General features: G+C 71.4%; 20 protein-coding genes. 7 read left to right on the top strand and 13 right to left on the bottom strand.

Going from position 1 to position 17,831, the window contains the following annotated elements; translation table 11 throughout:
• Window positions 1–248: 248 nt before the first annotated feature.
• Window positions 249–1,523: an MFS transporter gene (locus ACQPZ4_RS20845; RefSeq protein ID WP_433063620.1), complete on the bottom strand. Its 1,275-nt coding sequence runs from the start codon at window positions 1,521–1,523 to the stop codon at window positions 249–251.
• Window positions 1,520–2,059 carry an ArsR/SmtB family transcription factor gene (locus ACQPZ4_RS20840; protein ID WP_433063617.1) on the bottom strand — a complete coding sequence of 180 codons (540 nt, stop codon included), beginning with the start codon at window positions 2,057–2,059 and terminating at the stop codon, window positions 1,520–1,522. Before ACQPZ4_RS20840 ends, ACQPZ4_RS20845 begins: the two co-directional genes overlap by 4 nt.
• Before the next feature lie 128 nt (window positions 2,060–2,187).
• Between ACQPZ4_RS20840 and ACQPZ4_RS20835 the strand changes: the two genes are divergently transcribed.
• From ACQPZ4_RS20835 to ACQPZ4_RS20825, 3 genes are all read left to right on the top strand, one after another.
• Window positions 2,188–3,366: an FAD-dependent monooxygenase gene (locus ACQPZ4_RS20835; protein WP_433063615.1), complete on the top strand. Its 1,179-nt coding sequence runs from the start codon at window positions 2,188–2,190 to the stop codon at window positions 3,364–3,366.
• Window positions 3,367–3,482: 116 nt separating this feature from the next.
• Window positions 3,483–4,157 (top strand): dienelactone hydrolase family protein, encoded by a 675-nt coding sequence (locus ACQPZ4_RS20830; RefSeq protein ID WP_433066588.1) that lies wholly within the window; start codon window positions 3,483–3,485, stop codon window positions 4,155–4,157.
• A 155-nt stretch (window positions 4,158–4,312) separates the two neighbouring features.
• Entirely contained in the window at window positions 4,313–5,218 is a 906-nt protein-coding gene (locus ACQPZ4_RS20825; protein ID WP_433063612.1) for a hypothetical protein, read from the top strand.
• A 57-nt stretch (window positions 5,219–5,275) separates the two neighbouring features.
• On the opposite strand, the gene ACQPZ4_RS20820 is transcribed toward ACQPZ4_RS20825, so the two are convergent.
• The 4 genes from ACQPZ4_RS20820 to ACQPZ4_RS20805 are packed head-to-tail and all read right to left on the bottom strand — an operon-like array spanning window position 5,276 to window position 9,957.
• The gene (locus ACQPZ4_RS20820) at window positions 5,276–6,898 is read right to left on the bottom strand and encodes a hypothetical protein (protein WP_433063609.1); all 1,623 of its coding nucleotides are present in this window, start codon (window positions 6,896–6,898) and stop codon (window positions 5,276–5,278) included.
• A 21-nt stretch (window positions 6,899–6,919) separates the two neighbouring features.
• Window positions 6,920–8,209: an ABC transporter substrate-binding protein gene (locus tag ACQPZ4_RS20815; protein WP_433063607.1), complete on the bottom strand. Its 1,290-nt coding sequence runs from the start codon at window positions 8,207–8,209 to the stop codon at window positions 6,920–6,922.
• Between the two features lie 15 nt (window positions 8,210–8,224).
• On the bottom strand, window positions 8,225–9,064 hold the full coding sequence (locus ACQPZ4_RS20810) for a carbohydrate ABC transporter permease (protein WP_433063604.1): 840 nt from the start codon (window positions 9,062–9,064) through the stop codon (window positions 8,225–8,227).
• Complete coding sequence (locus tag ACQPZ4_RS20805) at window positions 9,061–9,957, bottom strand: carbohydrate ABC transporter permease (protein ID WP_433063601.1); 897 nt, start codon at window positions 9,955–9,957, stop codon at window positions 9,061–9,063. The genes ACQPZ4_RS20810 and ACQPZ4_RS20805 overlap by 4 nt, the downstream gene beginning before the upstream one ends.
• A 146-nt stretch (window positions 9,958–10,103) precedes the next feature.
• On the opposite strand from ACQPZ4_RS20805, the gene ACQPZ4_RS20800 reads away from it, so the two are divergent.
• Together ACQPZ4_RS20800 and ACQPZ4_RS20795 are read left to right on the top strand one after the other, a co-directional pair.
• The gene (locus tag ACQPZ4_RS20800; RefSeq protein WP_433063598.1) at window positions 10,104–11,135 is read left to right on the top strand and encodes a LacI family DNA-binding transcriptional regulator; all 1,032 of its coding nucleotides are present in this window, start codon (window positions 10,104–10,106) and stop codon (window positions 11,133–11,135) included.
• A gap of 235 nt (window positions 11,136–11,370) precedes the next feature.
• A complete protein-coding gene (locus tag ACQPZ4_RS20795) occupies window positions 11,371–11,631 on the top strand; it encodes a hypothetical protein (protein ID WP_433063595.1) in 261 nt (86 codons plus the stop codon).
• A 146-nt stretch (window positions 11,632–11,777) separates the two neighbouring features.
• Here ACQPZ4_RS20795 and ACQPZ4_RS20790 read toward each other — a convergent pair whose 3' ends face one another.
• Window positions 11,778–12,107 carry a hypothetical protein gene (locus ACQPZ4_RS20790; RefSeq protein WP_433063592.1) on the bottom strand — a complete coding sequence of 110 codons (330 nt, stop codon included), beginning with the start codon at window positions 12,105–12,107 and terminating at the stop codon, window positions 11,778–11,780.
• A 77-nt stretch (window positions 12,108–12,184) separates the two neighbouring features.
• Here ACQPZ4_RS20790 and ACQPZ4_RS20785 point away from each other — a divergent pair, with 77 nt between their 5' ends.
• On the top strand, window positions 12,185–12,682 hold the full coding sequence (locus tag ACQPZ4_RS20785) for a hypothetical protein (protein ID WP_433063590.1): 498 nt from the start codon (window positions 12,185–12,187) through the stop codon (window positions 12,680–12,682).
• A gap of 109 nt (window positions 12,683–12,791) precedes the next feature.
• Window positions 12,792–13,388, top strand: coding sequence for a hypothetical protein (locus tag ACQPZ4_RS20780; RefSeq protein ID WP_433063588.1), 597 nt, complete (start codon window positions 12,792–12,794; stop codon window positions 13,386–13,388).
• Window positions 13,389–13,422: 34 nt separating this feature from the next.
• Here ACQPZ4_RS20780 and ACQPZ4_RS20775 read toward each other — a convergent pair whose 3' ends face one another.
• From ACQPZ4_RS20775 to ACQPZ4_RS20750, 6 genes are read right to left on the bottom strand one after another with little or no spacing between them, the layout of a single operon-like run.
• Window positions 13,423–14,157: an SDR family NAD(P)-dependent oxidoreductase gene (locus ACQPZ4_RS20775; RefSeq protein ID WP_433063585.1), complete on the bottom strand. Its 735-nt coding sequence runs from the start codon at window positions 14,155–14,157 to the stop codon at window positions 13,423–13,425.
• Between the two features lie 14 nt (window positions 14,158–14,171).
• Window positions 14,172–14,822, bottom strand: a complete 651-nt coding sequence (gene npdG, locus ACQPZ4_RS20770) for an NADPH-dependent F420 reductase (protein WP_433063582.1) — start codon at window positions 14,820–14,822, stop codon at window positions 14,172–14,174.
• On the bottom strand, window positions 14,819–15,547 hold the full coding sequence (locus tag ACQPZ4_RS20765; protein ID WP_433063580.1) for an enoyl-CoA hydratase/isomerase family protein: 729 nt from the start codon (window positions 15,545–15,547) through the stop codon (window positions 14,819–14,821). The genes npdG and ACQPZ4_RS20765 overlap by 4 nt, the downstream gene beginning before the upstream one ends.
• Window positions 15,544–15,867, bottom strand: a complete 324-nt coding sequence (locus ACQPZ4_RS20760; protein WP_433063577.1) for a VOC family protein — start codon at window positions 15,865–15,867, stop codon at window positions 15,544–15,546. Before ACQPZ4_RS20760 ends, ACQPZ4_RS20765 begins: the two co-directional genes overlap by 4 nt.
• Window positions 15,864–16,847 (bottom strand): LLM class flavin-dependent oxidoreductase, encoded by a 984-nt coding sequence (locus ACQPZ4_RS20755; protein ID WP_433063575.1) that lies wholly within the window; start codon window positions 16,845–16,847, stop codon window positions 15,864–15,866. The genes ACQPZ4_RS20760 and ACQPZ4_RS20755 overlap by 4 nt, the downstream gene beginning before the upstream one ends.
• The gene (locus ACQPZ4_RS20750) at window positions 16,844–17,824 is read right to left on the bottom strand and encodes an enoyl-CoA hydratase/isomerase family protein (protein WP_433063572.1); all 981 of its coding nucleotides are present in this window, start codon (window positions 17,822–17,824) and stop codon (window positions 16,844–16,846) included. Before ACQPZ4_RS20750 ends, ACQPZ4_RS20755 begins: the two co-directional genes overlap by 4 nt.
• Window positions 17,825–17,831 lie beyond the last annotated feature (7 nt).

The raw sequence follows: 17,831 nt of genomic DNA, 5'->3' as shown, positions 1-17,831 counted from the left end.
CGGCAAACGCTCCGCCCACGAATGCGATGATCGCCGGTGTGGTCGACGACGACAGCGCCTTTGCCGGTATCCGCAACGAGAGCCGGGAAATGGCCAGATTCATGATCGACCGCCGGTTGGCGCGCCGGCGTCCGGTTTCGCTGCGGGACGCGGTCGAGCCGGTCGAGCCGGATCGCGCGGCCACTGGGTCGCTGGTGGCACGGCTGCTGCCTCGTGAACCAGGACGGCTGGGGCGGCCACCGCTGCCCCTATGTCAATGCCGGCGCGCTTTCCCGCCGGTCTGGATCGGCGGCCGGGGTTGCGGCGCGCAGTGCGGCTTCGACCCGGCGGTTGCTGGTCATGGTCACCGTGACCGCGGTCATGGCGAGCAGGAGGCCGCCCGCGGCGAAGAGCGGGGTGCGCACGTCGAACGTGGCGGCCAGCCAGCCGCCGAGGAAGGCGCCCAGCGGCGCGGCGCACATGGCGAGCATGCGCGAGGTGGATGCGACCCGGCCCATCAGGTGGGCGGGGACGATCGCCTGCCGCAGGGAGGGTGCGAGCACCATCGTGGCACCCATCGCCGCTCCGCAGACGGCGAGCGCGAGGCCGGCGACGTACGCGTTCGGGGCGGTGGCGAGGCCCAGGATGGCGAGGCCCTCGACCGCGGCCGTGGCGGTCAATGCGGTGCCGGTGCCGAGTCGCCGGCCGAGGGGTGAGGCGATGCCCGCGCCCAGCAGGCCGCCGGTCGCCTCGGCCGTCAGGAGCAGGCCGAAGCCGTAGGTGTTGATGCCGAGGCGGTCGTGGGCGAAGAGGGCGAGGACGGTCTCGACGGCGACGAAGGCGATGTTCCCGACCGCCGGGCGCAGCGCGAGGCCGAGCAGCAGCCGGTCCCGGAAGACGTACGAGGCGCCGGCCCGCGCCTGCCGCAGCAGCGACTCGCGGGCCGGTGTCGCGGGCCGGGGCACGGCGGGAAGCGACCGTACGAGCAGTGCGCAGAGCGCGAACGACACCGCGTCGGCGAGCAGTGGGACCGCCCGCCCGAGCGCGAGCAGGGCGCTGCCCGCGGGCGGTCCTGCGAAGCCGGACATGGCGGTCTGGGCTCCGCGGAGGCGGGAGTTGGCCCGCTCCAGGAGCACGGGGTCGCGGCCCAGCAGGTCCGGCAGGTAGGACGTGGCGGCTGTATCGAAGAACAGGCTGCCGAGGCCGAGCAGGAAGGCGACGACCGCGAGCAGCGGAATGCTCAGCATGTCCAGCGCGGCCGCCCCGGCCGGAATCGCGAGCAGCAGCGCCCGCGCGGCGTCGGTGACCCACATCGTGTGGCGGCGGTCCCAGCGGTCCACCAGCGCGCCGCCGAGTACCCCGAACAGCAGCCACGGCAGGGTCCCGGCGGCCGTGACGACGGCGAGCGCCATCGGGTCCCGGGTCAGCGTCAGCGCGAGCAGTGGCAGTGCCGCATGCGTCACCCCGTCACCGAGGGAGGAGATCGTCTGCGCGGTCCACAGCCGTCCGAACCCGGCCGGCAACGTCCGAACGTCCGCACTCATTCGGCGCCCCCGGCGGCCTGCCCGAGCCGGGCCGGGTGGAACAGCGCGAAGACGAGCGTCGCGTCCGGCAGTGCCGGGTCGGACAGCTTCCGGTACTCGTCGGCCAGTGCGTGCATCCGCGCCCCCAGCTCCGCGAACTGCTCCTCGGTGAGCCGCAGATGCGCCATCCGCACGTGCCGCTCGCCATCCGCCGCCGACGCCTCCAGGTCCGCCACGGCGTGTCGCATCACCACGTCCGGTCCTCCCTCGGCCGGATCGGGCAGCTCGATCGACCGGGCGGCCATCGCGTAGTACCGCTCGATGACCCCTCGCACCTTGCGCGTCCGGACCACCTTCACCAGGCCGGCCCGTTCGAGCAGCCGCACGTGGTAGCTGGAGCTGCCCTTCGCCAGGCCCACCCGCTCGGCGATCTGCGTGATCGTGGCCGGCTCGAAGCGGAGCACGGCCATGATCCGGTGACGCGTGAGGTTGGAGACGGCACGGAGCTGCTCGTCGGTGGTGACGTGGAACGTCTCGGGGAGATCATCCGCAGGCATGCGCTCAATGGTCAACGATTCTTGACCATTTCGCAAGAGGGCAGCCGTGTTGATCAGCGGGTGCGATAATCGCCGCAGGCGCTGACGAGCCAAAGGGGGGCGCTGTGAGCGGTACGAGCAGGGTGTTGGTGGCGGGAGCGAGCATCGCGGGGCCGGCGCTGGCCCACTGGCTGAGCCGGCGCGGCGCCGAGGTGACGGTCGTCGAGCGGGCGCCCGAGTTGCGCCCCGGCGGGCAGGCCGTGGACGCGCGCGGGGTGGCCCGGGAGGTCATCCGGCGGATGGGCCTGGACGCGGCGGTACGGGCGGCCCGCACCGACACCGCCGGCGCGCACACCGTCGACGCGGACGGCAAGGTCCTGGAGTCCTACAGCGCGGACGACGACGGCGGCGACGGGTACATCTCCGAGATCGAGATCCTGCGCGGCGACCTGTCGCAGGTGCTCTACGACGACACCCGCGGCGAGGTGGAGTACCGCTTCGGGGACCGGATCGCCGAGCTCGGCCAGGACGCCGACGGGGTCGACGTCGTCTTCGCGGGCGGCGACCGGCGCCGCTTCGACCTCGTGGTCGGGGCCGACGGGCTGCATTCGGCGCTGCGGGGCATGGTCTTCGGGCCGCGCGAGCAATTCATCCGGCACCTCGGCCTCGTGCTGGCCTTCTACAGCGTGCCCAACGAGTTCGGCATCGAGCGCTGGATGATCGACTACCAGGAGGAGGGGACCGGGCGCTCCGCCGGGCTGCGGCCGCTGCCGGATCCCGGCCGGGCGATGGCGATGCTCGGGTTCCCCGCGGCCGACCTCGACGTCGACTTCCGCGACGTCGCGGCGCAGCAACAACTGCTGCGCACGGAGATGGCCGGGCTGGGCTGGTTGACCCCGCGCATCCTCGCGCACCTGGAGGGCACCCCGGACTTCTATCTGGACCAGGTCGCGCAGGTGGTGATGGACCGCTGGTCGGACGGGCGGGTCGGGCTGATCGGGGACGCGGCGTTCTGCTCGTCGCCGTTCTCCGGCGGGGGTACCGGTCTGGCCCTGGTCGGCGCCTACCTGCTGGCCGGTGAGCTCGCCGCCGCCGGCTGGGACCCGACGGCCGGGTTCGCGTCCTACGAGGCCCTGATGCGCCCGTACGTCGAGGCGAACCAGGAGATCGGCCGGATGCACGTGGCCACCCGCACCGCCCCGGAACCGGGCGCCGAGCCGGGTCCGGAGCCCGACATGGAGGCCCTCACCGCGCTGGTCCAGCGGGCGATCAACGGCGTCGAACTGCCCGGCTACGCGGGACTGCCGGACTCCAGGGCCGCGCGGTAGGCCGCAGGCATCGGTTCGGCTCAAAGCGAACCAGGTCAACCAGGCCCACGGCGTGGCCTACAGTCGGTCCGGTGATCGCAACGCGGGAAGTCACGTACGACATCGACGGACTGACGATGACCGGTCACCTGGCCCGGCCGCCGGGCGCCGGGCCGTGGCCGGCCGTGCTGCTCGGACACGACGGCGTCGGGCTCGACGACTATCAACGCGGCCGCGCCGACGACCTCGCCGAGCGCGGCTACCTGACCTTCGCCCTGGACTACCACGGCGGCCGGACCTTCTTCGGCGAGCCGCAGGCGATGCTGGACCGGGTCATGCCGCTGCTGGCCGACCCCGCCCGCATGTCGTCCATCGGCCGAGCCGCGCTCGACATCCTCCTCGCCGAGCCCGGCGCCGACGACACCCGGCTCGCCGCGCTCGGATTCGGGGGCGGCGGCCGGATCGTGCTGGAGCTCGCCAGGACGGGCGTGTCCTTCAAGGCGGTCGCCGTCATCCACCCCGGCCTGCCGGCCCCGCGGGCCGAGGACTGGGCGAACGCCGGTGGAACCTTCCTGCTCTGCACCGGTTCCGAGGATCCGATCTGTACTCCCGCGCAACTGCTCACGTTCGGCGGCGCGCTCCAGGAGGCCGGCGTCGATTGGCGGGCCTGCATCTACGGCGGCGCCGAACACGCCTTCTGGGCCGCTCCCACTGGCCACCGCGTCCCCACCGTGCCCGGCGTGGGCTTCCACCCCGCCCACGCCACACGGGCGTGGCGGGCGGTTGCCGACCTGTTCAGCGAAAGCCTCTGATCGAGGGCGTGGCTGGCGGTACGGCCAGCCGGCAGCCCGGCCTGCACCGGGGAGGACCAGCGGGCCGACCTCGGCGGGAAGATCGACACCATGCAGGACGGCTGGGGGCGGCCACGACTGGCAGCAGATCCGGTTGTGGCTCTACCCTCCGTGGCATGCCTGACGATCATGTGTACGGTGTGCGGCTCCTCGTGCCCGGAACCGCGGCGACGATGGCCCAGTGGCAGGAGTCGCTCGGACGCTCGGGTCTGGCGCTGGACGGCCTGTCCCTCACCTCGCCGAACCTCGGCTTCGCCGCCCTGGCGGAGTGGGTGGCGAACGACGGCACGTTGGGCCAGGCCGGCAGCGCGCTGGTCCTCGATCTGCCGGTGTACCTCGATGCGGCCGCGCAGGACATCGCGCTGCTGATCGCCGCGCTGGGTGACGCCGGCGCGCTGGGTGTGCGGCTCGAGCAGTCGAAGCTGGAGTGGCCGGTCGCCGCCTGGATTCGGGCGCTCGAGGGGGGCGACCCCTTCATGCTGTACCGCTGCGCCGTTGTGGTGCTGCAGGACGGCGGTGTGGTGCGATCGTGCGGCATGCACGCGTTCGGGTTGCCCGACGCGCGGGTCGAGGCGTCGCCGTCCGAGGCCAACCAGCTCCTCGGCGTGTTCAACGTGTACCGGCTGGCGGAGGATCCGGTCCTGGTCAGCGGCGACACCTTCCAGCCCGACCGGGACACGCCGCGCCGCCGCGTCGAGCGCTGGCCGGATGACGGGTACCCGCCGGGCCACGCCTGCCACAACCCGTTCGGCACCTGGCGTCTGGGCGCCGAGGGCGGTACGGCGGACACGCGGGGCGACCTTCGGCCCGTGTTCATTCCCGCGCTGGTGGCCATCCTCACCGCCGCCGAGGAGAAGGCCGGTCGGCCCCTGCGCCGCGACGAGGTGGAGTGCCTCACCGACGAGGGCACCTGCATGATGATGACCCACGCCGACGCGCAGCAGCTCGAACGCCGCCGCGGGTACGCCGACCTCGAGCCCGATCTCGCGTGGCCACAATGGACGATCCACCGGAACAGGTAGGAAAGGCCGCCCCCGGGCGGTGCTCAGGCGCCCGGGGACGGCGGGCGAAATACCCGCTCAGGCCAGGTACTTCGCCGCGTACTCGCGGGCGTCCTGCAGGATCAGGGCCACCCGGTCCGGAGCGTCGTCCAGCGTCCCGTCCACGACGGTCAGCGTGGGCAGGACGCCCTCGCGCACCGGCAGCCGCCAGTGGGCGTTGTAACCGGCCTCGTGGACGCCCGTCGAGCCGTACGCGGGATCGCCCAGGCACACGTGCCCGAAGGAGCGGTTGGTCCCGGTGAACAGGGCCGCGTCCGGCTCGTCGTGCAAGGTCGGGACGGTGTCGCGGTGCCCGGCCTGCACGAGCGGGATGTGCCCGCCGATGGCGTCGAACCAGGCCTCCCCCGCGATGAGCAGGTCCGGGCTGCCCGCGCGGAGCAGGTCGACCAGGGCCTGCAGGCCGGCCGTGGTGCTGCCGCGCGGGTCGTTGTTGTACATCGCCGAGATGTCCAGGAACGCCGCGTCGAAGCCGTACTCGTGGTGCAGCCGGACGATCTGCTCGGCCAGGTGCCGCCGCCACGGCTCGTATGACGGGTTGATCAGGGCGCCCCAGCTGTGGTCGAAGTGGCGGGAGGCGTCCCAGTCCACCGAGCCGATCGGCATGTGGCCGCTCGGGTTGAGCAGCTGCCCGGGCGCCGCCCAGGTCTCGAAGCCCGGCAGGTCGCGGGCGGCCACGTTGGCGCCGAACATCGGCATGATCCGGGCGCCGAGGGCGTGGGCGCCGTCGATGAGCCGGCGGAACCCCGCGGCTCCGCCCAGGCGCTCGTCGACGTCGAATCGGCCGTACCAGCGGTAGTAACGCCCTTCCCAACCCGGGAGGTAGGCGAGGATGCGCTGCGGGTCGATCTGCTCGCCGAGCCGCTGCAGGGTCGCGAGCATGCCGTCGTAGTCGAGGAACACCCGGCCCGTGAAGTGCATGCCGTTGAGGCTGACCACGAGCGAGGTGCGCCGCAGCCAGTCCGGCACGTCGTCCCGCTCGGCCCACGCCGGCAGCTGATAGGCGTCACGGACGTGCGCCGTGTGTTCCCGCAAAACCAAAGAGACGTCGCTGGTACGCCGAAGCTCCCACACCGGCACCGCGAGCGAAGCGCTCGGCTGGGTGGCGTCGGCATCCACGATCAGCTCGAAGTCGCATTCCGAAGGCGACTCGAAGTGCGGGATGACCACGAATCGCTTGGCCCGCACCTGCGCATCGAGGCTGCGGGCGACCGTCACCGAGCCGTCCGGGCGCTTGAGGCCCAGCAGCGGGGTGGCCAGGTCGAACCAGCCGTTGGGGTACTGCACGACCCGCCCGGTGACCGGCACCGGCAGGTCGCCCTCGCGCAGGGCGGTCACGTCGCCGGTCGGCTGGTCGTGCAGGACCACGGCGACGCAGCGCACGCCGTCGCGGTGCGTCGCGCGGACCGTGACCCGCACGACGCCGTCCGCATCGTCGACCTCCACGACCGCGCTGCCGGGGCCGCGCTCCTGCCCGCCGGCCCACGTCAGCCCCTCGGAGACGGCCGTGGTCACGGTGCCGTCCCGGGTGATCTGGAGGGCGTCCAGGCCGTACACGTTCTCGCCGGTGTGGACCCGGACGCTGATCGGGCCGAGCGACGTGGCGATGCGGGGGTGCGGCCACCGGAAGCTCAGGTCGTGCATGTTCCTATCCCTTCAACAATTTCAGGACGCGAGGCGGCTGCTGAAGCCGGACTTGCCGTCGGAGATCGCCTTCGCGGGGTCGCCGGTGAACACCCAGTCGCGGATGAACTGCAGGTACGGGCCGGTCGGGTCGATGAACAGCGAGTTGTACTTCGCCGTGGCCGGCACCTTCGCCGTGGCCACGAGCTGGTTGGCCTGCAGCAGGCGCGGCTCGGCCTTGGTCAGCTCGTTGTCGGCGGTGTCGGAGCGCACCGTGAGCTGGCCGGTCTTGGCCACCACGGACTTCTGCACGTCCTCGGACATGCTCCAGGCGATGAAGTCCCAGGCGGTCTTGGCGTTCTTGGCCCCGCGGGCGATGCCGACGACGTCGCCGCCGAGGAAGGACGCGGTGCCCTTCGAGCCCGGGATGTTCGTGACGCCGAAGTTCAGGCCGGCCTGGGCCTTGTAGACGCTGATCGCGAAGCTGCCCAGGGCGATCATGCCGATCTTGCCGGACTGGAACCCGTTGAGCCAGGTGGCGCCGTTGTCGTCCTTGGCCGCGGCGGGCATGAGCTTCTCGTCCCACATGGTCTTGTGGGCGTCGAGGGCGGCCTTGACGGCGGGGTCGTCGAGCGTGGCCTGAGTGCCCTCGGCGTTCATGATGTCGCCGCCGCTGGCCCAGATGTACGGCAGCAGCGTGTACGCGTTGCAGCCCGCGCAGTTGCCCGCGAAGGTGAACCCGTACGTGTCCCCGCCCAGCGCGGTGATCTTCCGGGCGTCGGCGACGAGCTCGTCCAGGGACGCCGGCGGCTTCGCCGGGTCGAGTCCGGCCCTGGTGAACAGGTCCTTGTTGTAGTACAGCATCGACACGTCGAGCTGGTGCGGCAGCGCGTAGATCTTGCCGCCGACGGTGCTGATCTGCACCGCGGCCGGGGCCAGGGCGCTCTTGTACGGCAGCGCGTCCACCAGCGACGTGATGTCGGTCAGCAGGTTCTGGCTGGTGAGCGACTTGACGTTGGCGATGTCCACGGCGACCAGGTCGGGGGCGTCGCCGGAGCGGACGGCCTGGACGTACTTCTGCACGTACTGCGCGTCCGGCACGGTCAGCATCGTGATCTTGCGCTCGGGGTTGGCCTCGTTCCAGGCGGCGACGAGGGCCTTGTCCATCGGCTCGTCGGCGGCGCGGACCCACAGCGTGGCCGGGCCGGAGCCGGTGAGGTCGTTCGAGGTGGCGGGGGCGTTGTCGGCGCTGTCGGTGTTGGAGCAGGCGGCGAGCGAGAGGGTCAGGAAGGCGGCCAGGATCGGTGTGAGCCGGCGCATCGAGGGGGGCATCGATAACTCCTAGGGTTATCCCTTGACGGCGCCGCCGGTGAGACCGGCGACGTAGTAGCGCTGGAGGATCAGGAAGATGGCGATGCAGGGCACCGCCGCGAAGACCGCTCCGGTCTCCAGCACGCCCCAGTTGAGCGTGCCGCCGGCGCCGGTCTGCAGGTTGGCCAGAATGACCGGCAGCGTGTACTGCTGCTGCCTGGTCGTGAAGATGAGCGCGGCGAGGAACTCGTTCCAGGCCGTGAAGAACGCGTAGAGCGCAACGGTCGCCACGCCCGGGGCGACGATCGGCAGCAACACCCGCCGCAGGGTCGACAGGGTGCCGGCGCCGTCGCAGATCGCCGCCTCCTCGACCGCGGCCGGGACCGAGGCGAAGGCGGCGCGCATGGTGAAGATGCCGAAGGGCAGGGCGAACACGGTGTACACCAGCATCAGCCCGAACTTCGAGTTCGTGAGGTGCAGGTCGTCGAGGATGACGTACAACGACGGCACGATCGACTGGAACGGGATCATCAGCGTGGAGAGCACGACCAGGAACAGCAGCCCCCGGAAGCGGAACTTGAACCGGGCGAACCCGTAGCCCGCCAGCACCGACAGCGCGCTCGCGGCGACGACGTTGCCGGCGGTAACCAGGAGACTGTTGAGCACGTTGCGGAACAGGCCCGCGTCGAGCAGCCGGCGGTAGTTCTCCAGGCTCGGGTCGTGCGGCAGGAACGTCGGCGGGGTCTGCGAGAACTCGGCACCGGTCTTGAACGAGGCCACGATCAGCCAGCCGAGCGGGGCCACGAACAGCAGGGCGAGCAGGCCGAAGACGGCGTAGAACGGTACGGCGGGCAGCCAGGCCGGGCGCCGGGTCACGAGTCCTCCCGGGAGCGGGTCAGCAGCAGCTGCACGGTGGTCAGGACGAGCAGGATGAGCATCAGCGCGATCGACATGGCGGCCGAATAGCCGAGGTTGAAGTCGATGAACCCGGCCCGGTAGATGAGGTAGACGACCGGGATGGTGCTGTTGTCCGGGCCGCCCTGGGTGAGGATGAAGAACTGGTCGAAGGCCAGGTAGCTGCCGATCACGGTGAGGATCAGCACCAGCGCCAGGGTCGGGCGCAGCAGCGGCAGCGTGATCGAGCGGAACACCCGGAACCGCCTGGCCCCGTCGACCTCGGCCGCCTCGTAGAACTCCTTGGAGATGGCCTGCATCCCGGTCATCAGCAGCAGCATGGTCAGCCCGACGGTCTTCCAGACCACGAGCACGACCACGACGGCCAGCGCGGTCGGGAAGCTGCTGAACACCGAGACCGGCCCGTCGGCCAGGCCGGTGCGGCGCAGCAGGTCGGGCACGATGCCGATGCGGTCGTCGAGCAGCCACAGCGTCATGTAGCTGGCGGTGGCGAAGCCGATGACCACCGGCATCACGAACGCGGTGCGCAGCAGCCCGACCCCGCGCCGGCGGTGCCGGACCGCGGAGGCGAGCACGAAGCCGACCACGAGCAGGGCCGCGGTGACGATGACGGTGTACAGCGTGGTGAACCCGAGGCTGTGCCAGAACGTCGTGTCGCCGGTCAGCCGCCGGTAGTTGGCCAGGCCGATGAAGCGCCGGTCGCCCAGCAGCGACCAGTCGTAGAAGGACATGACCGCGGTGACGATCACCGGCAGCACGAACAGCCCGAGCACGAGCAGCACGGCCGGGGCCACCAACAGCAGTCCGAGCCGCTGCCGGCGGGCCTGAGGTCCGCTCCGCCGTCGCTGGGTCATCGCTGCTCCTTCCGTGATCCGTTTACGTAATCGTTTTCGTGGAGGGCACGTTACAGCGCCGAGTCCGGATCATGTCAAGTATCTCAGCTCGGCTTTCTGCTACAGTGTCGTTCGCCGAAGCTCAACGAAATCGGTTAAGGAGCGAAGTGACCGCCGCACGCAGCTCACCGGGCCGCGTCACCATGCGCGACGTGGCCTCCGTCGCCGGGGTGTCCACCGCGACCGTGTCGAAGGTGCTCAACGACCGCCCCGACGTGGGCCCGGAGGTCCGCCAGCGCGTCCTGGACACCATCGGCCGGCTCGGCTACCGGGTGAACGCCGTCGCCCGCGGCCTGCGCGCGCGGACCACCGACACCATCGCGATCCTGACCGACGACCTCGAGGGCATCTTCACCACGGCGCTCATGCGCGGCGTCGAGGAGGCCGCGTCCGACTACGACGTGTCGGTACTGCTGGCCAACAGCTACGGCGACCCGGAGAAGGAGCGCAAACACCTGCGCCGCCTGCTGGACCGGCAGGTCGACGGCCTCATCATCATGTCCGGCAACCGCGTCCGCCCCCGCTCGGGCCCCGCCCTGCCGCTGCCGGACACCCCGTACGTCTTCCTCTACGAGTACGGCATGGCCGAACCGGTCCCGAGCATCCTGCCCGACGACCGCGGCGGCGCCGCCCTGGCCGCGCGGCACCTCCTGCACCTGGGCCGCCGCCGGATCGCCTTCATCAACGGCCCGGCCTCCTGGGAGGCGACGGCGGACCGGCTGGACGGCTTCACCGCGGCCCTGCGCGCGGCCGGTCAAGAGCCAGACCCAGCGTTGGTACGGCATGCAGCGTCCTGGTCCCCCGAGGACGGCTACGAGCTGACGGCGGCGATGCTGGCCCTGCCCGACCCGCCGGACGCGGTCTTCTGCGCGAGCGACGACCTGGCCACGGGCGCCCTCGCGGCGATCCACGACCGGGGCCTGGACATCCCGGGCGCGGTCGCGGTGGTCGGATTCGACGACCGCTCCCTCGCGGTCCACCAGCGCCCGCCCCTGACCACCGTGGCGCTCCCCCTGCTGGAGATGGGCCGCGTGGCGGGTCAGCGGTTGCTCGCCGCCATCAACGGCGAGCCCCAGGAGCACGAACTGATCCGCGTGGCGTGCGAACTCAAGGTCCGCGCCTCGACCAACCGGAGCTGACCCACGCCACCGTCGATGCGCGGCGACCGGCCCCGTGCACCTCGGCGCTGCGCTCGAACCCCGTCAGGTGCCCGCATCTGCGGCCCCGAAAGGGTTCCCTTTCGATCTTCTTTGGTACGCCTTACATCTGCCTGAGGCCCCCGGCACTGCTGAACCGCTTGCCGGTGGCCGCGCGTACGAGCTGGTGGAAGGGCCGAACCGAGTACAGGAGGTCGCCTTGAAGCACGCCGCACCGGTGACTGCGACGTCGCTCGCCGAACTGTCGAAGGCGTCGATCCGCCGCCGGCAGATCCTGCCGCGCCGCCATGCCCCCGGGCCGCGACCGGCCGCACCCACCGGCCCGGCCGGGCCGGCTGTCCCCGCCTTCGCCGCCTTCGCGGCCGGCTCGGGGGATCTCGACCCGATCACGACGAGCTGGCTGAGTGCGGAGCTGGACGAGAGCGCACCGCCGGAGCAGGTACTGGACCGCGTCCTCGAGGCCCTGTCGAGCCTCTAGGTACGACTTGCGTCCGGCCTTCCCCCAGCGTGGCGGCAACCCGACTCTCGCTCGAGAGGCGCCGCTGGTCCCGATACCGTCATCCCGCGTGAACGCCACCAGCCTTGTCGCCGTGGCCGGCATCTTCCCGATTCCCGACGCCGGCGTCACGGCGTTGGTGTGCATGTTGCCGTGATCTCTCGTTCGGGCGGTCCCTCGTAGTGCGAGATCGTGAAGTTCTGCTGGTCGGAGGCCGGTTGAAGGATGACCGTCGCTTCCGGGCCGTCGGGAATGCACAGGAGGAACACGGGATCGAGATCGCAGAGCCAGGCAAACGCTTCTGCTTCTGCGTCTGCGTCGAGCAGGACGCGGCCGGTGCCGATCGTGGCGTGCTCCGCCGCGGCGGGGTCGAGCGCCACGGTGACGTCGAAGGTGGCCAGGCAGGTGGAGGGGTTGGCCCACCACTCGAGTTGGGCTGGTCCCACGTACTGATCCACGCAAGCAGTCTTGCAGCACAGGTGGCCGCCTCCGACGACTGGGTCCGCGCGTTGTGCGGTGTCCGTACAGTCCCGATGTGACAGTTGCCGCGCGACTCAATGATCGGCAATTCCGCGGCCACCGCGTCCGGCGTATCCCGCATCCCCTCGACGACGTGATCATCGCGGTGATTGCGTCGTACCGGACGGCGTCGCCGTCCGAACGGCAGGCGATGGCCGACGAGCTGAACGGGGTCGCGCTCGGTGCGTTGTGTACCTTCCCTGAGCGCTCGGCCGCCGTCGCGGTCCGTACCCAGTCCGTCGAGCCGCTCCGCCAGGGCCTGGCCGGGCTGGGCATGGTCGCCGGCCGGCTCAGCGATCCGCATGCTCATCTGTATCCGCTGGCAGCGGTCAACCATGCCGCCGATCTGCTGGGAACCGACCTCGCAACGATCATCGGAGCCATGGCCCGGGAGCTTTCCGAAGCCGCGTCGACCCAGTTCCGGCTGTTCGTCTCACGCAACGACCGAGACAAGTCCCTCAAGGCGTTCGGGCTGCAGACGCAGGGCGAGGGAGACACGTTCCGCTATTGGTGACTGCACGCGACTGGTCCTCCTCATCTACCGCAGGTTGAACGCCGCCCGGCGAGTGAAGCCCGCACCGCGATCCGGGCGCGAGGTCGGCGACGGCCGGTACCCTCGGCCGGTGCCCGACGATGCGGTGGTGCTGCAGTTGCTGGCGGAGACGCCGGACCTCTCCGACATCCTTCGGGAGCTGATCGACTTCGACGTCGAGGACCTGGCCTACGCCGGTGCCTTCGCGGCCCGGTTGTCGTCGGGCGAGGGCCTGGAGGCGATCGCCGTGGATGGGACCGGGGGACGGTACCTTCTGGTGGGCGCGCCGGCGCCGGTGCGGCGGGTGCTGTTCGCGACGTCGGAAGGCAGTGCCGGGCCGGTCGGACCGAGCCTGGCGGATGCGTTGGCGACGATGGTGGCCGTACCGAACTGGCGCGACCTGCTCGGGTTCTCCGGCGGCGGCCGGCTGGATGAGATGCGCCGGGCGCAGGCCTGGCTGGCCGACGGCGAGCAGCGACGGCATCCCGACCTCGGCGAGCTCCAGGTCGCGCTGGCCGCCGGGCTGGGCCTCGTGCTGCCGGACGATCCGGTGCTCGCGTTGTGGGCGGCGGTCAGCGCGGCCGATCCCGGCGTCGACTTCACCGACGGCGACGATGCCGAAGCGACGCCCTGGGACTCGCTGTTCGGCCCCTGGACGATCGAACGGCTGATGCCCGGGTCAGGGTGAGCCGGCGCCGGTTCGGCCCGCCGATCCAAGAACCTCAGCGGGGCGCCATCCTCAGCGCGCCGTCGAGGCGGATGACGTCGCCGTTGAGGTAGTCGTTGTCCACGATGGACAGGACCAGCTTCGCGTACTCGTCCGCAGTACCGAAGCGGGCCGGGAACGGGACGCCCGCGGCGAGGCCGGCTCGGTACTCCTCGGAGACGGTCTCCATCATCGGGGTCTGCATGATGCCGGGCGCGATCGTCATCACCCGGATGCCGTGCTGGGCGAGGTCGCGGGCGGCCGGCAGGGTCAGCCCGGCGATGCCGCCCTTGGAGGACGAGTACGCGGCCTGGCCGATCTGGCCTTCGAAGGCGGCCACGGACGCGGTGTTCACCACGACGCCGCGCTGGCCGTGCTCGCCGGGCTCGGTCTTGGCGATCTGCTCCGCCGCCAGGGTGAGGACGTTGAAGGTGCCGATGAGGTTGACCTGGATGACCTTGGCGTAGCGGGCCAGGTCGTGCGGGCCCTTGCGGCCCAGGATGCGCTCCGACGGGGCGATCCCGGCGCAGTTGACGACCGTGCGCAGCGGCTCCGGGCCGGCGGCCGCGCGGGCCACGCCGGCGGCGACGGACTCGGGGTCGGTCACGTCGACGATGACCCCGTCCTTGGTGGACTCCTGCAGGTCGAAGCCGTAGACCCGCGCCCCGCGGGCGGCCAGGGCGGCCGCGGTGGCGGCCCCCAGACCCGAGGCGGCTCCGGTGACGATGGCGGCGGTGCCGGCGAGTTCCATGTGCCCAATATTCCTTAGACGTCGGTGATGCGCAGGCCCGCGTGGGCCTTGTAACGGCGGTTGACGGAGATCAGGTTAGCGGTCAGGGCCTCGACCTGATGAGCATTGCGCAGGCGGCCGCCGTACAGGCCCCGAACCCCCGGAATTGTGGCGGCCAACTCCTGCACCAGGTCGGTCGCGGCGCGGTCGTCGCCGAGCACGAGCACGTCGGTGTCGACGGTCTCGGCCTCCGGGTCCTCCAGCACCACCGCGGAGACGTTGTGGAACGCGCCGACCACCGTCGACCAGGGCAGGATCGCCGCGGCCTGCTGGGCGGCCGAGCCCTCGGGCACCGTGAGGGCGTACGCGCCCTGCTTGTCGAAGCCGAGCGGGTTCACGCAGTCGACCACGATCTTGCCGGTCAGCTTCGGGGCGACCTCGCGCAGCAACTCGGCGTGGCCCTCCCAGGGCACGGCGACGATCACGAGGTCCCCCGCCCCGGCCGCGTCGAGGTTGGCCAGGCCACGCACCCGGCCGGGCAGCGCAGCCGCGGTCGCCTCGGCGCGCTCGGCCGAGCGGGAGCCGAGCACCACGTCGAGACCGGCGGCGGCGAACCGGCGGGCCAGGCCGCGCCCCTGCGGGCCGGTGCCACCGAGCACCGCGATCGTCTTGCCGTCAAGCGTCATCGGGACCCCGATCGGGAGAGGAAGGCATCGACCAGGGCGGCGTGCTCGGCGGTCTGACCCAGGGCGACCTGCTCCTTCGCCTCCGCGCGCAGGGCGTCCTCGAGCGGGCCGGCGAGGAGCCGCTTCGAGGCGGCCAGAGCAGCAGCGGGCCCGGCGGCGAGGCGGGCGGCGAGCTCCAGGGCGCGCGGCTCGACCTCGGCCGGGTCGACCACGTCGCCGGCGAAGCCCCAGCCGGTCGCCTGCTCGACCGTGAACGGCTCGGCCAGCAGGACCAGCTGGGAGGCCCGGGCATGGCCGACGGCCCGGGGCAGGGTGAACGACAGGCCGGAGTCGCAGGTCAGGCCGACCTTGGTGAACGCCGTGGACAGGATCGCGGCGTGCGACCAGACCTGCAGGTCGCAGGCGAGCGCGAAGCCGAGGCCGGCCCCGACGCAGGTGCCGGTGACCGCCGCGATCACCGGCTTGGGCATGGTGGCCAGCAGCAGCGTGATCGGGTTGTAGTGGGCCTCGACGGTGTCGCCGGCCGCGGCCGGGTTCTCCCGCAGCGCCGCCGCCAGCTCGCGCAGGTCCTGGCCGCGGCTGAACACCCCGGCCGGGCCGGTGAGCACGACCGCCCGCACGCCGTCGTCCTCTGCCGCCGCGCGCAGGTCGCGCAGCAGGGCAGTCTTGACGGCGAGGGTGAGCGCGGGACCACCCAGCCGCACGACGGCGACGCCGTCACTCACGACGGCAGCCGCTCGTACAGGACGACCGGGTTGCCGGCCGGGTCGGTGAGCACGGCCCGGCGCTCGTGGGGACCGACCTCCACCGGAATTTCCGGCCGATCGACCAACAAAGCGTCGAGGTCGTCGACCTGAACCGTGAGCACGACCTGACCCGGCACCGGCTGCTGGGACGCGTCGGCCAGGCCGATGGTCACCGAACCGTCGGTGAGCGCCGCGTAGCGGTCGCCGTCGCGGAACTTCGTGGTCAACCCGAGCGCGCCGTAGAAGGCGAGCTGGGCGTCGAGATCCCCGGCGGGGACGATGATGTGACCGATCTTCATGAGCGGAACCTCGGCATGATCTCGCGGGCGAAGCGCTCGACGATCTCCATCGAGCGCTCGATGGGCAGCCCGAGCCACTGGGCCCGGAACACGAAATGGTTGTACCCCCCGGCCGCGAAATCCGCGATCTTCGCCGCGATGTCGTCGGGCGAGCCGAAGAAGAGGGCCTTGTGCTTGATGCCCTCCCACTGCGACTCGAAGTAGTCCATGCCGTACTGGACGTACTCGCCGTACGAGCGGCGCACCGGCTCGCCCGCGATGGCCCACGCGTCGTCGAAGGAGTCGGCGACGCACAGGTCCCGGTGGATCGGGAACACCGCGCCGTCCTCGGAGAAGCCGGCCGCCGCGCGCGCCTCGCGGTAGTCCTTGAGGTTCCCGACCGCCCAGTTGCGCCGCACGTTGGACGGGGCGAGCCAGGGCAGCCCCTGCTTGGCGATCCGGGCGATGCCGATCGGGCCGTTGGCGCCCACCCACACCGGCGGGTGCGGGCGCTGGGCCGGCAGCACCGAGCAGCGCACCCCGTCCAGATTGAAATGCTGGCCCTGGTACTTCACGTTCTCCCCGGTCCACAGCCGCTGCATGACCTCCAGGGCCTCGTTCATGCGCGACACCCGCGTGCGGCGCTCGACGCCGAACGCGGCGAACTCGTCCTCGCGGTAGCCGGAGCCGATGCCGAGCACGAACCGGCCGCCGGACATCTGGTCGATGGTGGCGATCTCCTCGGCCCAGTGCACCGGGTGGCCCAGCGGCAGGATGAGGATGCCGGTGCCCAGCTCCATGGTGCCGGAGTGCTCGATGAGCCGGGACAGCAGCGGCAGCGGCTGCGGTGTGGACAGCGACGACAGGTAGTGGTGGATGCCGAAGACCGAGTCGAAGCCGAGGTCGCGCACGTGCTGGACGTACTCGACGAGCTCGCCGGTGCGCCGGCCGATGTCGTCGCCGGGCTCGTACTGGTGGTCCAGCAGGATCCCGAACTTCACTTGCCGTCGTCCTCTTTGGAGCGCGACTGCGACAGCCGGAAGTAGGGGGCGACGAGCCGGTCGCGGTCGGCGAGGGCCTGCGCGATGCCCTTCTCGCGGCGCTCCTTGAGGAAGTTCCAGTCGCCGTCCTCGAAGCTCACGTTGGTCGCCCAGCCGTGCCCGACCCAGCCGGTCATCGCGCCGAGGCCCTTGCCGCGGGCCTCCATCACGATCTGCATCATCGACTTGCCCATCATCAGCGAGTCGAGCGGCATGACGGCGATCGCGTCGGCGTAGTCGTCGACCCACTGCTGCAGCTCGTCGCGCTCCACCACCTTGGTGACGAGGCCCTTGCGCTCGCCCTCCTCGGCGCCGATCGCGCGCATGGTGAGCATGACGTCCTTCATGGTCGTCAGGCCGACCTTCTCGATCCAGTGGTACATGTCCTGCGGGCCCGGGCCGAGGTAGCGGAACGCCGGGTGGGTGAACCGCGCGTCGGGGGTCGCGATGACGATGTCGGCGGACAGCGCGATCTGGAAGTGGCCGCCGTAGCAGTACCCCTGGACCTGGCAGATCGTGGCCTTGAGCGACTCGATGATCGGGCGGGTGAAGCCGGAGCTGAGCACGTTGCGGTCGGGCAGGATCCGCTGGCGCTGGGCCGGGCGGCGGCGCGAGGCCTTGTCGGTGCCGGACTTGTACCCGATGTAGTGCCCCAGCTCCGCGGCGTCGGCACCGGTGCCGAAGTGCTCGCCCTCGCCCTTGAACACGATGACCTTCACCCGGTCGTCGGTCTCGGCCTCGCGCACCAGGTCACCGACGCGCTCGAAGGCGGCGACGGGGATCGCGTTGAGCCGCTCCGGGCGGTCGAAGGTGATGGTGGCGACGGCGCGGGCCTCGTCGACGTCGTAGCGCACGTACTTCGCGAGCACCTCGGGGTCGACTTCCATGTTCTCGACGTCCCACTGGTTTTCCAGCAGCTCGGCTTCGGTCTTCTTCACGGCGTAG

This window comes from Dactylosporangium sp. CS-033363 (assembly GCF_050942475.1).
Taxonomy (GTDB): domain Bacteria; phylum Actinomycetota; class Actinomycetes; order Mycobacteriales; family Micromonosporaceae; genus Dactylosporangium.
The sequence above is the reverse complement of the archived record's forward strand: the minus strand, read 5'-3'. Positions and strand labels throughout refer to the sequence as shown.